This is a genomic window from Hydrogenophaga sp. RAC07 (genome assembly GCF_001713375.1).
GTDB lineage: Bacteria > Pseudomonadota > Gammaproteobacteria > Burkholderiales > Burkholderiaceae_C > Hydrogenophaga.
Map to the genome: position 1 here is coordinate 690,427 of NZ_CP016449.1, position 16,951 is coordinate 707,377.

Sequence of the window (16,951 nt, forward strand, 5' to 3'; positions counted from 1 at the left end):
ACAGGAGAAAAAAATGGCAAGAATGAAATTCATCTGCGACGCCGAGCGCTGCATCGAATGCAACGGTTGTGTGACCGCCTGCAAGAACGAACACGAGGTGCCTTGGGGCGTGAACCGCCGCCGCGTGGTCACCCTCAACGACGGCGTGCCCGGCGAAAAATCCATCTCGGTGGCCTGCATGCACTGCAGCGACGCGCCTTGCATGGCCGTGTGCCCGGTGAACTGCTTCTACCGCACCGACGAAGGTGTGGTGCTGCACGACAAGGACGTCTGCATCGGCTGCGGATACTGCTCGTACGCCTGCCCTTTCGGCGCACCGCAGTTCCCGTCGCAAGGCACCTTCGGTGTGCGCGGCAAGATGGACAAGTGCACCTTCTGCGCCGGCGGCCCCGAGGCCCACGGCAGCCAGGACGAGTTCGAGAAGTACGGCCGCAACCGCCTGGCCGAAGGCAAGCTGCCGGCCTGCGCCGAGATGTGCTCGACCAAGGCGCTGCTCGCCGGTGACGGCGACGTGGTGGCCGACATCTTCCGCAACCGTGTGTTGCAGCGTGGCAAGGGCGCCGAAGTCTGGGGCTGGGGCACCGCCTACGGCACTGCACAAGGGACCAAATCATGAGCCAGCGTTTCATCTTCTCCATCGCAGCTGCGGCTTTGACATTGGGCCTCGCGGCCTGTGGCGACCAGCCACAGGAAATGAACAGCGCCGGCGTCAAGCAGGACGGCGCGCCCTACACCGGCGTGGGCAAGAGCCAGTACGTGCAGAGCGGCTGGAGCACCGGCGACAAGAACAGCTGGGAGCAGCAGCTGAAAGCTCGCGCGCAGTACGGCCAGAACGACTACACCCGCATGTCCAAGTGACGAGGAACGCTGTATGCAACGGTTTTTGACCGCTGGCTTGCGCCAGCTCGCATCGCCTTTCCTGGCTGCCGCACTGCTGGCGCTGAGCGCCGGCATGGCTCAGGCCCAAGCCCCTGCAAAACCGGCTGCGCAGGACGATCCGGCCCCTGCGGCCGTGACCGCTCCCGCCACCACCCAGCAGGGCGGCATCAAGAGCGCCAATATCTTCGAGATCGCGCCCGACGCGTCCACCGACCCCAAGTACAGCGAGCAGACCAATGCCGAGCGCGGCCAGGTCCAGCCCGGCAACAACGCGCCCATGTGGCGCGATGTGGGCAAGGGTGTCACGGGCTATTCGAGCCTGCCGTACCCCGAGTCCGGCAACATGATCCAGGGCTTTGTGCAGTACCCCGGCTCCAGCCTCACCAACGCTGGTGAAGCCTGGCGCCAGGTGCGAAACGACTGGATCATTCCTTACGGTGGTTCGCTGCTGTTGATCGCTCTGGTGGCACTCGCCTTGTTCTACTTTGGCAAAGGCACGATCAAGCTGCACGGCAGCGAGACCGGCCGTGTCATCGAGCGCTTCACTTACGTGGAGCGTGCCGCTCACTGGGTCAACGCCATCACCTTTGTGGTGCTGGCGGTGTCGGGTGTGGTGATGGCGTTTGGCAAGTTCTTCTTGCTGCCCATCATCGGCAGCACGCTGTTTGGCTGGCTGACCTACGCACTGAAAAACATGCACAACTTTGCCGGCCCGCTGTTTGCGGTGTCGCTGGTGGTGGTGTTCTTCACCTTCCTCAAGGACAACTGGCCCAGCAAGGAAGACTTCGCGTGGATCATGAAGGCCGGTGGCCTGTTCGGTGGCGCCGAAGTGCCTTCGCACCGCTTCAACGCGGGCGAGAAGGTCGTGTTCTGGGGTGGCGTGTTCTTCCTGGGCCTGATCGTGGTGGGCTCCGGCGTGTTCCTCGACAAGATCGTGCCGGCCGTGGACTACACCCGCGCCAACATGCAGGTGGCCCACATGATCCACGGTGTCGCCACCGTTTTGATGATGGCCATGTTCCTGGGCCACATCTACATGGGCACCATCGGCATGGAAGGCGCCTACAAAGCCATGAAGACCGGCTATGTGGACGAGACCTGGGCCAAGGAACACCACGAACTCTGGTACGACGACATCAAGGCCGGCAAGATCCCCGCGCACCGCACGGCAGCCGCCGCCGCGGCCAGCGATGCGCCGCGCGTTGCCTGAGCGTCCACCCCATTCTCTGAGACAAGGAAATCCCATGAAACGCAGCCTTCTGTGCCTCTCGATGCTGTTGGCCACGTCCGTGTTCGCCAAGCTGCCCGCACCCGTGTTGACCGACGAAGCCAAGGCCAAGGCCGAGGAAGCCAAGGCCAAGACGGCCTGGGCCGCCAAGGTCGACAACTACAAGCTGTGCCTGTCCATGGACCGTGCCGCGGGCAACTACTTCAAGACCGCGGCGTCCACCGGCAAGCCGGTCAAGCCCGCTGCGGCGCTGCCCGCCTGCGCCGACCCCGGCCCGTTCACCTACGTGGCAGCCGCTGCTACCGCCGTGGCGAAACCGGTCGAAGCCGCGGGCGCTCATTCGCCCACCACCACGGCGGCCAGCCCGCCCAGCGGCAAGGCGCCCGCTGCCGCCACCACCGGCAAGTGATCGGCGGCAACGCTGCCCATTGCCGGTTTGCCAGCATGTGAAAGGGCCGCACCTTCGGGTGCCGGCCCTTTGACTTTGTTGCCTTCGAACTTGCTGTAGTCTGCCCCCATGCCCTTGCCCCTACTCACCCAGGCCCGTGCACCGCTGACCCGCGAAGTCGAGGTCATGAACCAGTTTGGTGAGCGCGAGTCCATCTTCATCCCGGCCGAGCGAGACCTCACCGTGTATGTGGACAAGCGCGAGCTGGTCACGCTCATGACTCTGGGCGCGCACCCCGAGTGGCTGGTGCTGGGTTATTTGCTCAACCAGCGCCTGATCGCCTCCAGCGACGAGATCGAGTCCATCACCGTGGACTGGGACGTGGGTGCCGCCTCCGTCAAGACGCGGCACGGCATCGACCACATCGAAGAGCGCACCTCCAAACGCGTGGTCACCACCGGCTGCGGCCAGGGCAGCGTGTTCGGCAACCTCATGGACGAGATCGACAGCATTCGCCTGCCGGAGACCATGGTGCTGCGCCAGTCGGAGCTGTACGCCATCGTCAACGCGATCCGGCTCAAAGAGAGCACCTACAAGTCGGCCGGTTCGGTGCACGCGTGTGCGCTGTTCCTCGGTGAAGCGCTTCAACTGTTCGTTGAAGACGTCGGCCGCCACAACGCCGTGGACACCATCGCCGGCTGGATCCCGCTGCAAACCGACCTGCCCCCGGGGGACAAGATTTTCTACACCACCGGGCGCTTGACCAGTGAGATGGTCATCAAGTCCGCGCAGATGGGCGTGGCGGTGGTGGTCTCGCGCAGCGGCATCACGCAGATGGGTCTGGACGTGGCGCAGCGCGTGGGCCTGTGTGCGATTGGCCGGGCCACCAACAAACACTTTCTCTGCTACACGCACCCCGAGCGCCTGGTGCTCGATGCCGTGCCGCCGCCCGCACCGGTGGCGCGGGAGCGCGCAGCCACGCCCTCCTGACCGTCCTCACGCGGCGTGTGCCCGGGGGTTCGGGCATAAACTCGGTTCACTTTTTTTAGCCGGGAACCCCCATGAGCCGAGACGTCCACGTCATTGACCACCCGCTGGTGCAGCACAAGCTCACGCTGATGCGCCGCAAGGACACCAGCACCAAGAGCTTTCGCGAACTCGTGCACGAACTCAGCGCCCTGCTGGCCTACGAGATCACGCGCGACATGCCCATGCAGGACATCGAGATCGAGACCCCGCTGGAGAAGATGACCTCGCGCGTGATCGACGGCAAAAAGGTCGTGCTGGCCTCCATCTTGCGCGCGGGCAACGGGTTTCTGGACGGCATGCTGCAGGTGATTCCCGGCGCGCGCGTGGGCCACATCGGCCTATACCGCGACCCGGCCACGCTGAAGGCGGTGGAGTACTACTTCAAGATGCCGCAGGACATGCACGAGCGCGACGTGATCGTGCTCGACCCCATGCTGGCCACCGGCAATTCGGCCGTGGCGGCGGTGGACCGCTTGAAGAAAACCGGCCCACGCTCGATCCGTTTTGTGTGCCTGGTCACCTGCCCCGAAGGCATCAAGACCTTCCATGACGCGCACCCCGATGTGCCGATCTACACCCCCGCGGTGGACCGGGGCCTGAACGAACACGGTTACATCGTTCCGGGTCTCGGCGACGCGGGCGATCGAATCTTTGGAACGAAATAAGAGGCACCCCCGCGCCGCGCTTTCAGCGCGTCACCCCCTCAAGGGGGCAACACCTGCGGCCGGGCAAAGCCCGTTCCGCGGTGTTCTGGGTGAGGCACTTCGCGCTGGTTTGGTGTGTGGCTTTTGTTGATGCGATAAGGTCCTGCGAATGAGTACACCCACCACCTCCCTGCCCATCCGTTTCTGGACCCTGGGCTGGTCTTCCCTGGTCCGCGACTGGCGGGCTGGTGAGTTGCGGCTGCTGATGCTGGCGGTGACGCTCGCCGTGGCGGCCTTGTCAGCGGTGGGGTTCTTTGCCGATCGATTGCAGGGCGGGCTGTCGCGCGACGCGCGAGCGCTCATCGGGGGCGACGTGGTGATCAGCAGCGACAACGCGCCACCGCCCGCCTTTGAGCAGCAGGCGCGCGAGCTGGGCCTCACCGTGGCGCAGACGCTGAACTTTCCCACCATGGGCCGCGCCCGGGAAGAAGAGGGCGGGAGCGCCCGGCTGGTGGCTTTGAAATCCGTGGGCGAGGGTTACCCGCTGCGCGGCAGCCTGCGCGTGGCCGAGACGCCCACCGCTCCCGATGCGCCGACGCGTGAAATTCCCGCGCCCGGCACCGCCTGGGTCGATGCCGCCTTGCTCGCCAGCCTGAACCTGCAGATGGGCCAGCCGCTGTTGCTGGGCGACTCGTCGCTCACCATCGCGCGTGTCATCGTGGTTGAACCCGACCGGGGCGCCGGCTTCATGAGCTTCGCGCCGCGCGTGATGATCAACAACGCCGACCTGCCCGCAACCGGCCTGGTGCAGCCCGCCAGCCGCCTCAACTACCGCCTGGCCGTGGTGGGTGACGAAGCCCGTGTGGCGCGCTTCAATCAATGGGCCCAGGCCGAGGTGGCCAAGCCCGGCGTGCGCGGCATCCGGCTGGAGTCGCTCGAAGGCGGGCGGCCCGAAATGCAGCAGACGCTGGAGCGAGCCGAGAAATTCCTCAACCTCGTGGCCCTGCTGGCCGCGCTGCTGTGCGCGGTGGCCGTGGCCATCGCCGCGCGCGGCTTCGCACAACGCCACCTGGACGACTGCGCCATGCTGCGTGTGCTCGGCCTCTCGCAAGGCACCATGGCGCGCGCCTACACGCTCGAATTTGCGCTGGTGGGTCTGTTCGCCAGCGCGCTGGGCGTGGCCATTGGTTACGCGGTGCACCACGTGTTCGTGGTGCTGCTCGCGGGCCTGGTTGAAGCCAGCCTGCCGCCGCCCGGCATCACGCCGGTGCTGCTCGGCCTGGGCATGGGCCTCACGCTGATGATGGCCTTTGGCCTGCCGCCCGTGCTGCAGCTCGCCAAGGTGCCACCGCTGCGTGTGATCCGCCGTGACGTGGGCCAGCTCAAGCCGGCCACGCTGGCCGTGCTGGCGCTGGGCATGGCGGGTTTTGCCGCGCTGCTGCTGGCCGCCAGCCGCGACCTGCTGCTGGGCGGCATTGCAGTGGGTGGTTTTGCGGCCGCCGTGCTGCTGTTTGCCGCCGCCAGCTACGCCGCCGTGCGCCTGCTGCGCGCCAGCGTGAACGAAGCCACCGCGCCGCGCGCGCTCGTCATGGCCACGCGCCAGCTCTCGGCCCGCCCGGCCTATGCGGTGGTGCAGATCAGCGCGCTCTCGGTTGGCCTGCTCGCGCTGGTGCTGCTCGTGTTGCTGCGCACCGACCTCATTGCCAGCTGGCGCAACGCCACGCCGCCCGACGCGCCCAACCGTTTTGTGATCAACGTGCAGCCCGAGCAGGGCACCGAGTTCCAGCAAGCGTTGCGCACCGCCGGTGTGGAGCGATTCGACTGGTACCCCATGATCCGCGGCAGGCTGGTGAGCGTCAACGGCGCAGCGGTGAAGCCCGAGGACTACACCGACGACCGCGCAGCCCGCCTGGTGGATCGCGAGTTCAACCTCTCCAACACAGCCACGCGGCCCGAGAACAACCCGGTGGTGCAGGGCACGTGGACCGACAACGAAGCCGATGCCCTGAGCGTGGAGGAAGGCCTGGCCGAAACCCTGGGCTTGAAGCTCGGCGACCGCCTGGGCTTCGACATCGGCGGGCAAGTCACCGAAGGCCGCATCACCAGCCTGCGCAAGGTGGACTGGGGCTCCATGCGGGTGAACTTCTTCGTGGTGTTCCCGGTGGCCGACGTGCCCAACGTGCCGGTGAGCTTCATCAGCGCCTTTCGCGCACCCGATGGCGCGAGTGCTGCCGGCGCCAGCTTCGACAACACGCTGGTGCGCCAGTTTCCCAACATCACCAACGTCGACATGAGCCAGACCATCGCGCAGGTGCAGCGTGTGTTGGGTCAGGTCATCAGCGCGGTGGAGTTCTTGTTTGCCTTCACGCTCGCCGCCGGTCTGGTGGTGCTGCTCGCCGCCATCACGGCCACGCGCGGTGAGCGCGAACGCGAATTCGCCATCCTGCGCGCCGTGGGGGCAGGCTCCAGGCTGCTGCGCCAGGTGCAGCGCATCGAGTTGCTGGGAGTGGGCCTGCTCGCCGGTTTCCTGGCGTCGAGCGTGGCGGTGGCCGTGGGCTGGGCGCTCGCGCGCTACGTGTTCCAGTTCTCCTGGACCGCCTCGCCCTGGGTGCCGCTGGGCGGCGCGCTGGCCGGCGCCGTGCTGGCGCTGGTGGCCGGCTGGTGGGGGCTGCGCAGCGTGTTGCGCACGCCGGTGGTGGAAACCTTGCGCAAGGCGACGGCATGACGACAGACATTCAAGAACCCGCGCCGTTTGCCACCCCGTTTGAATGGATCGGCGGCGAGGTGAAGGTGCGCGCCCTGGTCGACCGCTTCTACGACCTGATGGACATCGAACCCGGCTACGCCGAACTGCGCGCCGCCCATGGCAACACGCTCGAAGACGCGCGGCAAAAACTGTTCTGGTTCCTCTGCGGCTGGCTCGGCGGCCCCCAGCACTACACCGAACAATTCGGCCATCCCCGTCTTCGCATGCGCCACATGCCGTTTTCCATCGGCGTGCAGGAACGCGACCAGTGGCTGGCCTGCATGGACCAGGCGATGGGTGAGACGGGTGTGGACGCGGCGCTGCGCGCGCGGCTCAAAACCAGCTTTTTCCAGACCGCGGACTGGATGCGCAACCAACCCGGGTCGCATGGATGAGCGAGCCCACGCCCAACGTGGCGCAGACCACGCGCCGCGGCGCCCTGGGCATCGTGGTGTTCTGGCTGGCGCTCATGGGGGCGCTTTACCTGGCGTTTGATCACGTCGAGCAAGGCCGCGCAGCCGGCAGCCAGCCGTATGCCAACGACCAAGGCGAACTGGTGATTCCACGCGGACGCGACGGCCACTTCCGCGTGCAGGGCCAGGTCAACGGCGAAGCCGTCACCTTCCTGATGGACACCGGCGCCAGCACCGTGACCGTGAGCGAGGACTTCGCCCGCCGCGCGAACCTGGAAGGAGGCCAGAGCGTGACCTTTCAAACCGCCAACGGACCGCTGCAAGGCCGGGTCTTGCGCCAGGTGCCGGTGCAGGCCGGGCACCTGGGCCTGAACGGCACCACGGTGGCGGTGGGTCTGGTGGGGCTGGATGCCGACAAGGCGCTGTTGGGCCAGAGCTTCCTCTCGCGCTTCGACATTCAGATACTGAAGGGCGAGATGCGGCTCACGCCCCGCTGAGCTGTCAGGCGCCGCCCGACCTGAGCAGCACCACCAGCGCGCCGGCCCCACCTTCGGCCGGCCGCGCCTGCACAAACGCCATCACCTCGCTCTTCTGCACCAGCCAGCGCAGCACGCGGTTTTTGAGCACCGGGGTGCGGCCGGGTGAGCCCAGGCCTTTGCCGTGCACCACGCGCACGCAGCGCAGACCTTGCTGGTGGGCCTCGCGGATGAAGCGGCCCAGGGCCTCGCGGGCTTCGTCGGTGCGCAGGCCGTGCAGGTCGATCTGGCGCTGGATGCTCCAGCTGCCTTCGCGCAGCTTGCGCATCACGTCCGGCCCGATGCCCGGGCAGCGGTAGCTCAGCATCTCGTCGGTGTGCAGCAGGGTCTCGATGTCGAACTCGTCGCTCAGCGCTTCGCGCATCACCGAAGCTTCGTCGCGCTGGCGTTGCACGGGCAGGGGCTCCACCGGCACCACCCGTGGCGCGATGCGGCCCGGGTCGACGATGGCTTGCACCGGCCCCACGGCCAGCGCAAACAGGCGGCGTTCGCGTTCGCGTCGCAGCTCGGCCTGGCGCAGCGCCTCGCGCTGGACGGCTTCGGCCGCGGCCCGCTCGGCCATGGCGCGTTTGAGCGCCTTGAGGTCGGCCAGCGTGTTGACTTTCATGGCGCGATTGTGACGGAGCACCTGTTCGCTGCAGGGTGGTGACCCGATCAACCCTGCAGGGTCAGATCAGGCCCATTTCGGCCATGGACGCGGCCTGGTTGCGGGTGACGATGAAGTGGTCGAGCACCTTCACGTCCACCAGCGCCAGGGCCGACTTGAGGGTGGCGGTCAGGGCCTCGTCGGCGCGCGAGGGCAGGGCGGTGCCGCTGGGGTGGTTGTGCGCGAGCACCACGGCGGCGGCGTGGTGGTGCAGGGCGCGCAGAACCACTTCGCGCGGGTACACGCTGGTCTGCGTCAAGGTGCCGCGAAACAGCTCTTCGAGCGCCACCAGCCGGTTTTGCGTGTCGAGGAACAGCACCGCAAACACCTCGTGCTGACGTCCACCCAGCTGCAGCTGCAGGTATTCGCGCACCGCCTGGGGGTTCTCCATCAGGGTTTTTTCCTGCAGGCGCTGGGTGAGGGCGCGGCGGGCGAGTTCGAGCACGGCCAGCACCTCGGCGCGTTTGGCCGGGCCCAGACCCTTGATCTGCTTGAGCGCTTCGGCGCTGGTGTGCAGCAGACCGGCCATGCCGCCAAAGTGCTCCAGCAGCTCCTGCGCGAGCTGCACCACGTGTTTGCCGCGGATGCCCGTGCGCAGCAGCAGCGCCAGCAGCTCCACGTCGCTGAGCGAGGACGGCCCGCGGGCCAGCAATTTTTCGCGCGGTCGCGCGTCGGTGGGCAAGCTCTTCAGTCCCACCACGACAAGGCCATCCATTCGGTTTTCCTCCCTGAGTCAGCCCGCTTTTTACAATACGGGCACAACGCCTTGCGCGGAGCCCCGGTTCGGGGCCCCGTGCGCCACACTCTCCCTCATGCTCTCCACCCCGCCCATGCCCCAAGTCCAAGAAGGCTCCTTCCTCACCCTGCACTACCGCATGTCCGGTCCGCAGGGGCAGGTGATCATCGACACATTTGCCGGCAAGCCCGCCACGCTGAGCCTGGGCATGGGTGAACTCTCGCCCGCGATCGAGCAGCGCCTGATGGGCCTGGAAGAGGGTGCGCACACCGTCATCGAGCTGGCTGCGGGCGAGGCCTTTGGCGAGCGCCAGCCCGAGATGGTGCAGTGGGTGGCGCGCAAGCTGCTCAGCGAGCTCGGCGATCCGCATGAACGGTATGTGGCAGGCGACGTGGTGCAGTTCCCCACGCCCGACGGCCTCGGCACCTACGCGGGTGCGGCGTTGCAGGTGCGTGAAGACGGCGCCGTGCTGTTCGATTTCAACCACCCGCTCGCCGGCCAGCCGGTGCGGTTTGAAGTGCAACTGATCGGGGTGCTGTGATGCCGATGTCCCAAGAAATTGTCCTGGCCGAACCCAGAGGGTTCTGCGCCGGCGTTGACCGCGCCATCGAAATCGTCGAGCGTGCGCTTGCCAAGTTCGGCCGGCCCATCTATGTGCGCCACGAGATCGTGCACAACACCTACGTGGTGAACGACCTCAAGGCCAAGGGCGCGGTATTCATCGAGGAACTCTCCGATGTGCCGGCGGGTGCGACGCTGGTGTTTTCGGCCCACGGTGTGAGCAAGGCCATTCAGGACGAAGCGAAGCAGCGGGGCTTCAACATCTTCGATGCCACCTGCCCGCTGGTGACCAAGGTGCACGTGGAAGTGGCCAAGCTGCACCGCGAGGGCTTCGAGTTCATCATGATCGGCCACAAGGGCCACCCCGAGGTCGAAGGCACCATGGGCCAGCTGGAGAGCGGGATCCACCTGGTGGAAGACGTGGCCGACGTGGCGCATGTGTCGCCTGCGCAGACGTCCAAGCTCGCGGTGGTGACGCAGACCACGCTCTCGGTGGACGACGCGGCCGAGATCCTTCAAGCCGTGAAGGTGCGTTTTCCGCAGGTGCGTGAACCCAAGCAGCAGGACATTTGTTACGCCACGCAGAACCGGCAGGATGCCGTGAAGCTGCTGAGCCCGCAGGTGGACATCGTGATCGTGGTGGGCAGCCCCACCAGTTCCAACAGCAACCGCCTGCGCGAGGTCGCCGTCAAGCTCGGCACGGTGAGTTACATGGTGGACAGCGCCGACGAACTCAAGGCCGAGTGGTTTGAGGGCAAGCGCCGCGTGGGTCTGACGGCAGGTGCTTCCGCGCCCGAGATCCTGGTGCGCCAGGTGATCGAGCGCATCAAGGCACTGGGCGCCATCTCTGTGCGCACCATGGACGGCCTGACCGAGACCATCAAGTTCCCGCTGCCCAAGGGTCTGAAGATGGACGGCGAAGACGCCGCACCCTTGCAGCACCTGCGCTGAGCCCGTCGTGCACCGCTTGCCCAAACCTACAATCGCCGCATGCTAGACATCGTTCAACTGAGAAAAGACCTCCCCGGGGTCGTCGCGCGGCTGGAAACGCGCAAGAGCCCACAACCGTTTCTGGACGTGGCCGCCTACCAGACCCTGGAAACCGAGCGCAAGTCGCTGCAGACCCGCACCGAAGAGCTGCAAAGCCAGCGCAACAGCCTGTCCAAGCGGATCGGCATGCTCAAGGGCAAGGGCCAACACGCCGAGGCCGACGCCGTGATGGCGCAGGTGGGCGCGCTCAAGGCCGAGCTCGACGCTTCCGCCGCCCGGCTGGACGTCATCCAGGCCGAGCTGCACACCCTGCTGCAAGCCGTGCCGAACCTGCCGCACGAGAGTGTGCCGGTGGGCAGCGACGAACACGGCAACGTCGAGCTGCGCCGCTGGGGCACCCCGCGCGTGTTCGACTTCGCCGTGCGCGATCACGTGGACGTGGGCGAACCGCTCGGGCTGGATTTCGCCACCGGCACCAAACTCGCCGGCTCGCGCTTCACCTTCATGCGCGGCCCCATCGCGCGCCTGCACCGGGCGCTTGCGCAGTTCATGCTCGACGTGCAAACCCAGGAGCACGGCTACACCGAGTGCTACACGCCCTACATCGTCAACGCCGACACCTTGCGCGGCACCGGCCAGTTGCCCAAATTCGAAGGTGACCTGTTTGCGGTGAAGAAGGGTGGCCAGGAAAGCGAGGCCGTGCCCGACACGCAAGCGCTCTACCTCATCCCCACCAGCGAGGTGACGCTGACCAACGTGGTGCGCGACACCGTGGTGGCCGAGGCCGAGCTGCCGATCAAGCTCACCGCGCACACGCCGTGTTTCCGGTCTGAGGCCGGCAGCGCCGGGCGCGACACGCGCGGCATGATCCGCCAGCATCAGTTCGACAAGGTCGAGATGGTGCAGATCGTGCATCCCGACAAAAGCTACGAAGCCCTGGACGCCATGACTGGCCACGCCGAAGCCGTCCTGCAGAAGCTCGGCCTGCCCTACCGTGTGCTGGCGCTGTGCACCGGCGACATGGGCTTTGGCGCCACGCGCACACACGATCTGGAGGTGTGGGTGCCTGCGCAGGAAACCTACCGCGAGATCAGCTCGGTCTCCAACTGCGAAGCCTTCCAGGCGCGCCGCCTGCAGGCGCGTTTCAAGAACGCGCAAGGCAAGAACGAGCTCGTGCACACGCTCAACGGCTCGGGCCTGGCCGTGGGCCGTGCGCTGGTGGCGGTGCTGGAGAACTTCCAGAACGCCGACGGCAGCGTGACCGTGCCCGAGGTGCTGCGTCCCTACATGGGCGGCCTGGAGCGTCTGACGCCGGCTTGAGGCCACGGGGTCTTGCCCGCAGGGAAAGCCCCGCATCGCGGGGCTTTTTCATGTCTGCGGTTCTCCTGGCGTTTGCGACCCTCAGCAGTGCCGGATGGGCGTGGCCGGAGGGGCAGGACGGGGCCCGGGTCATTTGGACAGACGGTGCTTTTCAAAGTGCCCCGGCAGGCGTACACCCGGCGTGTCAGCCGTGCACCGGGACAGTTGTCACCCCGGAGGGGCGCCATTTGACCGAACCCGAACACCCCCGCCAGAACCACCTGTTGTCCTGCTTGCCCGATGCCGAGTGGCAACGTTGGTTGCCCCAGCTTGAGTTGGTGGATCTGCCTCTGGGCAAGGTGTTGTACGAGTCGGGGGCACCACTGACGTATGTGTATTTCCCCATCAGTGCCATCGTCTCGCTGCTCTATGTGCTGGAAAACGGCTCGTCGGCCGAGATTGCGGTGGTCGGCTTCGAGGGCGTGGTGGGCATCTCCATCTTCATGGGAGGCGGCACCACACCCAACCGCTCGGTGGTGCAGAGCGCGGGCAAGGGCTACCGGCTTCGCGCTGCCGTCATCAAGGACGAGTTCGAGCATTCCAGCGCGGTCCTGCACCTCATGCTGCGTTACACGCAGGCCCTGATCACCCAGATGAGCCAGACCGCGGTGTGCAACCGCTACCACTCGCTGGACCAGCAGCTGTGTCGCTGGCTGCTGCTCAGCCTGGACCGCCTGCCGGGCAATGAGCTGGTGATGACGCAGGAGCTGATCGCCAACATGCTGGGTGTTCGCCGCGAGGGCGTCACCGAAGCCGCGCTCAAGCTCCAGGCGGCCGGCCTCATCCGCTATGCGCGTGGCCACATCTCGGTCCTGGACCGTCAGAAGCTCGAGCGAAGGACCTGCGAGTGTTATCAGGTGGTGAAGAGCGAATACGACCGATTGCTGCCCGACATCACGGCGATCTGAACCGCATCAACCGCCTGGCCGCGTCAACGTTCGGGCGAGGGCCTTGTCCATCAACGCCGGCTTCGGCGATGGCACGGTGGAAGGGGTCATGTGTGTTCTCCTGAACAGGTCCATGTTCACAGGCGATCAGGCAGGGTGGCTGTCTGCCGCCTGTGGGGCTGCGCTTCACCGTTCCCCGTGTTCAGGGCTTGGGGCGGGCACCGATCTTCAGATCCACCGCGGCCTTGAGCCGCCTGGCCGTTTGCAGTCGCTGCCGAAGCGTGGGCAGGTGCCTGGCGGCAAAGGCTTTGACCTCGGGGTCATGGGCGCTGCGCGAGGCCTCTTCGAACAGCCGCACGCTGGCCTCATGGCCCACCACGCCGATCTGATGCATGTAGCGCAGATCGAAGTGTTCTTCGCTCAGCTTGACGATCGGGATTCCCTGGCCTTTGTGCGCCAGGGACGCTTCGCCCGGTGTCCTGTGGTCCTTCGACGCAGACAGCGTTTGCAGCTCGGCAGAGCGGTTGACCTGGTCATCCATCAGCCGGCGTGCGAAGGCGCGCACCCGTTGGTCGGTCGCCTTGTTGAGCGCCGCGCCGCTGGCCATCTGTTCTGCGTGGCCCTGTTCGGCGACCCGGTCCAGGAACCTGCGATCACCATCGACCAGTGGGCTTCCCATGGCCATGCCGCTGTTCAGCAGCACCGCTGCCAAGCTGATTTGCACCCATGTCTGCGCACTCATATTGCTGCTCCCTCAACCGTCGACCAGACGACCTGGCCTGGGCCTCGCCACGCCGGACATGGCTAGCACGACACCCATCCAAGGATGGACAAGAAGTTCGTTCCGGTCGGTGCGATAGCGAACGTGGGCGCGAGCTTGTGTCCTGCAAGCCTGACTTGCTGTTCTTGCGCTGGCCCTTGCTGGCTGTGCCATCTCCGCAGCCCAGGCGCCGACCGCAACGGCCTGCTGTACGTGGCCGACCGGGTGTCGGGCAACGTGATGCGGATCGACCCGGAGAACCCACGACCGGTGGTGGTGGACCGCGGGGCTGCGCGCAACAGAGCCGGACCCGGCCCGTCCCGGCGTGGCCCAGACCTTTGCCACCGGGCTGCCCGGCGCCAACGGCAGCGACTTCGATTGCGAGGGTCGCCTCTACGTCAGTGGCGGGGCCCGCTGTGGGTGGCGATCAACGAACTCAACGCGTTGGTGCGCATCAGCCCCGCGGGCGAGCTGACCGAGGTGGCGCGCAACGGTGCCGCCGGGCCGCTGGAGTTTCCAGCCGCACTGGTCGACCCTGTAAACACGCCGTCACGAAAGTGTCGCGCTGCTGTCAAGCGGAACCGGCAAGCTGGGCGAGCTGTCCACGCTACCCACCGGGCGAGCGAGGCGCGCGTTCATCCCAACCGACGAAAGCCCTCCCCCATGAAGCTCCATACCCATGCACTGATCGTCCTGGCCCTTGCCGGTGTGAGCGTTGCCACCCAGGCCCAGAACGCCTACCCGGCCACGCTTGCGGGTCATGCCCTTCTGCCCGCGCAGACCTTCATCCCTGCGCCCAAGGATGCGCCGGCCGACCTGCAGGTCAGCGGCAAGTTCACCACCGGCAAACTGGTCGAAAAGCCGGGCAGCGTCGAAGGCCTCTCGGGTGGCCGCCCCACGGGTGTTTCGTTGCCCTTCAAAGGCCAGCCTGCCCAGGGCCATTCGGGCATCAAGAAGATGCCCGACGGCACGTTCTGGATCCTCACGGACAACGGCGCGGGCGCCAAAGCCAACTCACCCGACTTCGGGCTCTACCTCAATCACTACAAAGTCGACTTCAAGAGTGGCCAGTTCACGCGTCTGAAGACCGTGTTCCTGCACGACCCGGACAAGAAGGTGCCCTTCCGCGTGCTGCACGAAGGCACCAGGAAGCGTTACCTGACCGGCTCCGACTTCGATCTCGAAAGCTTCCAGTTCGCTGGCGGCTCCATCTGGATCGGCGAAGAGTTCGGACCCTACCTCATCAAGGCCGACATGAACGGCAAGGTGCAGGCCGTGTTCGAGACGCAGGTGGACGGCAAGCCCGTGCGTTCGCCCGACCATCCTGCCGTCACCACGCCGAGCGCACCGGGTGGTGAGGTGAAGTTCCAGGTTCGCCGCTCCAAGGGCTACGAGGGCATGGCTGCGTCGAAAGACGGCAGCAAGCTGTATGCCTTGCTCGAAGGTGCGCTCCACGACGAGGCAACCAAGGCCGCCGAAGCCGTCGACGGCAAGCACTACCTGCGCGTGCTCGAGTTCGACGTGGCAACGCAGCAGTGGACCGGCCGCCACTGGAAGTATGTGCTGGAAGCCAACCACCACGCCATCGGCGACTTCAACATGATCAGCGCGACCGAGGGCCTGATCATCGAGCGTGACAACGGCGAAGGCACGGCCGACAAGGCCTGCCCGGAAGCCACCAAACGCGCCGATTGTTTCCACGACCTTGCCAAATTCAAGCGCGTGTACAAGGTGGAGATGAGCGAAGCCAACGTGGGCGGCCCCTTGCGCAAGATCGGCTACATCGACCTGATGAACATCGCCGACCCGAACAAGGTGGCCCGCAAGCCGCTGGACAACGGCGTGCTGACCTTGCCCTTCTTCACGATCGAGAATGTCGACCTGGTCGATGCGCGGCACATCGTGGTCGGCAACGACAACAACCTGCCGTTCTCCAGCAGCCGCGAGCCCAACAAGGCCGACGACAACGAACTGGTGTTGCTCGAAGTGGGCGACTTCCTGTCAGCGCGCTGAGTCCAAGCCCGGCCTTTGTCGACGCCGAGGCTGGGCAGGTTCACCCATCTCGGCTGGAGTGAATGGCCCTCTCGCCCGCGCGTTGAAATGCCTGGCCGATGCTCGACGGCGGTTGTCTGGTCCAGGCGGGTTGAGGGTGTTCGGCGTGGATGCATCGAGCATGGTCATCAATGAAGAAGTCAGCATTGACAGCGTCACATGAGCAGCCAGGAGACGGCCCCTGGATGTCAAATTCGAACCACGACGATCGGTCCATTCACTCACGTAGCGTCATGGTGAACATGCACGCCGCGCATCCAGGCCATGAGGTCGATGGGGCTGGAAGTACCGACTCTGGGTATCTCGGTCTGAATACGGGATCTTTTGAGTTGGGGTTTTTGCCGGGGCTGGTGCTGGGCAAGGGTTCCGCGGGAGAGCTTGTCCAGGATCGCGCAGTGCGGCTGTTCGTTGCCGTGGCAGGCCGTCACCAAGACCGAGAGCCCGTCCATCATCTGCTCGATTTCTCGTCGCTTCTCCTCAAGGTCCGCCAGGTGACGTTGCGCCACGGCCTTCACCTCGCGGCTCGTGCGCTGTGAATCACTCCACAGGCCAATGAGCTCGGCGATCTGTGCCACCGAGAACCCCAGGTGGCGCGACTGCCGGACGAAGCGCAGCACCGAGACCTCCCGGTCGCCATAGAGTCGGTAGCCCGCCTCGCTGCGTTCTGCCTCGGGCAGCAGGCCGATCTGTTCATAGTGGCGGATCATCTTCGCGGAGACGCCAGCGGCAGCGGCCGCTTCGCCGATGTTCATGAGTGGGGTCATGTGGAACTCCGTGGAATGAATGAGGGCATGGGCCGAGGATGCAGCCTGCCATGGTGGGAAGGTCAAGGCCCTCACAGAGAGAGCCTTGACGAGCAGGCATCAGAGAGTTGGGTAGCCGGCATCAGCCAGCGCTTCGACCAAAGCATCGCGGTCTTCACCGCTTTTCACGGTGATCAGCCGCCGAGGCAGGTCGACCTGTATCTCGCAAGCTGGATCAACCAGTTTCAGAGTGACGTTTACCTTGGAGGCGCAATGGCCGCAGGTCATGTCGGGGAGGTGAAATTCGTGCATGGATGACTCCGTAAGTGCGTTGAGGGAATCCGCACTGTGGAC

19 protein-coding genes are annotated in these 16,951 nt (G+C 65.9%); 14 read left to right on the forward strand and 5 right to left on the reverse strand.

The window, feature by feature from the left end:
* The first annotated feature begins 13 nt into the window (after positions 1 to 13).
* From fdh3B to BSY239_RS03270, 9 genes are all read left to right on the forward strand, one after another.
* Positions 14 to 616, forward strand: coding sequence for a formate dehydrogenase FDH3 subunit beta (gene fdh3B / locus BSY239_RS03230; RefSeq protein WP_056272861.1), 603 nt, complete (start codon positions 14 to 16; stop codon positions 614 to 616).
* Positions 613 to 858: a hypothetical protein gene (locus BSY239_RS03235; protein WP_069045575.1), complete on the forward strand. Its 246-nt coding sequence runs from the start codon at positions 613 to 615 to the stop codon at positions 856 to 858. Before fdh3B ends, BSY239_RS03235 begins: the two co-directional genes overlap by 4 nt.
* 13 nt (positions 859 to 871) lie before the next feature.
* Positions 872 to 2,089, forward strand: coding sequence for a formate dehydrogenase subunit gamma (locus BSY239_RS03240; protein WP_069045576.1), 1,218 nt, complete (start codon positions 872 to 874; stop codon positions 2,087 to 2,089).
* A 34-nt stretch (positions 2,090 to 2,123) separates the two neighbouring features.
* A complete protein-coding gene (locus BSY239_RS03245; RefSeq protein WP_069045577.1) occupies positions 2,124 to 2,516 on the forward strand; it encodes a hypothetical protein in 393 nt (130 codons plus the stop codon).
* A gap of 108 nt (positions 2,517 to 2,624) precedes the next feature.
* Complete coding sequence (locus tag BSY239_RS03250) at positions 2,625 to 3,485, forward strand: formate dehydrogenase accessory sulfurtransferase FdhD (protein ID WP_069045578.1); 861 nt, start codon at positions 2,625 to 2,627, stop codon at positions 3,483 to 3,485.
* A gap of 71 nt (positions 3,486 to 3,556) precedes the next feature.
* Entirely contained in the window at positions 3,557 to 4,189 is a 633-nt protein-coding gene (gene upp, locus BSY239_RS03255; protein WP_069045579.1) for a uracil phosphoribosyltransferase, read from the forward strand.
* Between the two features lie 148 nt (positions 4,190 to 4,337).
* A complete protein-coding gene (locus BSY239_RS03260; RefSeq protein WP_156775396.1) occupies positions 4,338 to 6,893 on the forward strand; it encodes an ABC transporter permease in 2,556 nt (851 codons plus the stop codon).
* Entirely contained in the window at positions 6,890 to 7,309 is a 420-nt protein-coding gene (locus tag BSY239_RS03265) for a group II truncated hemoglobin (protein WP_069045580.1), read from the forward strand. The genes BSY239_RS03260 and BSY239_RS03265 overlap by 4 nt, the downstream gene beginning before the upstream one ends.
* Positions 7,306 to 7,824, forward strand: a complete 519-nt coding sequence (locus tag BSY239_RS03270; protein WP_069045581.1) for a retropepsin-like aspartic protease family protein — start codon at positions 7,306 to 7,308, stop codon at positions 7,822 to 7,824. Before BSY239_RS03265 ends, BSY239_RS03270 begins: the two co-directional genes overlap by 4 nt.
* A 4-nt stretch (positions 7,825 to 7,828) precedes the next feature.
* On the opposite strand, the gene BSY239_RS03275 is transcribed toward BSY239_RS03270, so the two are convergent.
* On the reverse strand, positions 7,829 to 8,470 hold the full coding sequence (locus BSY239_RS03275) for a Smr/MutS family protein (RefSeq protein WP_069045582.1): 642 nt from the start codon (positions 8,468 to 8,470) through the stop codon (positions 7,829 to 7,831).
* 61 nt (positions 8,471 to 8,531) lie between these two features.
* Positions 8,532 to 9,206, reverse strand: a complete 675-nt coding sequence (gene radC / locus BSY239_RS03280) for a RadC family protein (RefSeq protein ID WP_069048743.1) — start codon at positions 9,204 to 9,206, stop codon at positions 8,532 to 8,534.
* Between the two features lie 133 nt (positions 9,207 to 9,339).
* Between radC and BSY239_RS03285 the strand changes: the two genes are divergently transcribed.
* The 4 genes from BSY239_RS03285 to BSY239_RS03300 all read left to right on the forward strand — a co-directional run bounded on the left by BSY239_RS03285 (position 9,340) and on the right by BSY239_RS03300 (position 13,063).
* Positions 9,340 to 9,786, forward strand: coding sequence for an FKBP-type peptidyl-prolyl cis-trans isomerase (locus BSY239_RS03285; protein ID WP_442905760.1), 447 nt, complete (start codon positions 9,340 to 9,342; stop codon positions 9,784 to 9,786).
* Positions 9,786 to 10,757: a 4-hydroxy-3-methylbut-2-enyl diphosphate reductase gene (gene ispH, locus BSY239_RS03290; protein WP_172823065.1), complete on the forward strand. Its 972-nt coding sequence runs from the start codon at positions 9,786 to 9,788 to the stop codon at positions 10,755 to 10,757. Before BSY239_RS03285 ends, ispH begins: the two co-directional genes overlap by 1 nt.
* A gap of 39 nt (positions 10,758 to 10,796) precedes the next feature.
* Positions 10,797 to 12,116 (forward strand): serine--tRNA ligase, encoded by a 1,320-nt coding sequence (gene serS / locus BSY239_RS03295; protein WP_069045585.1) that lies wholly within the window; start codon positions 10,797 to 10,799, stop codon positions 12,114 to 12,116.
* 227 nt (positions 12,117 to 12,343) lie between these two features.
* Complete coding sequence (locus BSY239_RS03300) at positions 12,344 to 13,063, forward strand: Crp/Fnr family transcriptional regulator (RefSeq protein ID WP_172823066.1); 720 nt, start codon at positions 12,344 to 12,346, stop codon at positions 13,061 to 13,063.
* 181 nt (positions 13,064 to 13,244) lie between these two features.
* On the opposite strand, the gene BSY239_RS03305 is transcribed toward BSY239_RS03300, so the two are convergent.
* A complete protein-coding gene (locus BSY239_RS03305) occupies positions 13,245 to 13,766 on the reverse strand; it encodes a DUF4142 domain-containing protein (protein ID WP_172823067.1) in 522 nt (173 codons plus the stop codon).
* 699 nt (positions 13,767 to 14,465) lie between these two features.
* Here BSY239_RS03305 and BSY239_RS03310 point away from each other — a divergent pair.
* Complete coding sequence (locus tag BSY239_RS03310; protein ID WP_069045587.1) at positions 14,466 to 15,815, forward strand: esterase-like activity of phytase family protein; 1,350 nt, start codon at positions 14,466 to 14,468, stop codon at positions 15,813 to 15,815.
* Between the two features lie 260 nt (positions 15,816 to 16,075).
* Here the strand turns inward: BSY239_RS03310 and cueR are convergent, their stop codons facing one another.
* Positions 16,076 to 16,618 (reverse strand): Cu(I)-responsive transcriptional regulator, encoded by a 543-nt coding sequence (gene cueR / locus BSY239_RS03315; RefSeq protein WP_069045588.1) that lies wholly within the window; start codon positions 16,616 to 16,618, stop codon positions 16,076 to 16,078.
* 99 nt (positions 16,619 to 16,717) lie between these two features.
* On the reverse strand, positions 16,718 to 16,909 hold the full coding sequence (locus BSY239_RS21905) for a heavy-metal-associated domain-containing protein (protein WP_056265276.1): 192 nt from the start codon (positions 16,907 to 16,909) through the stop codon (positions 16,718 to 16,720).
* Positions 16,910 to 16,951: the final 42 nt, after the last annotated feature.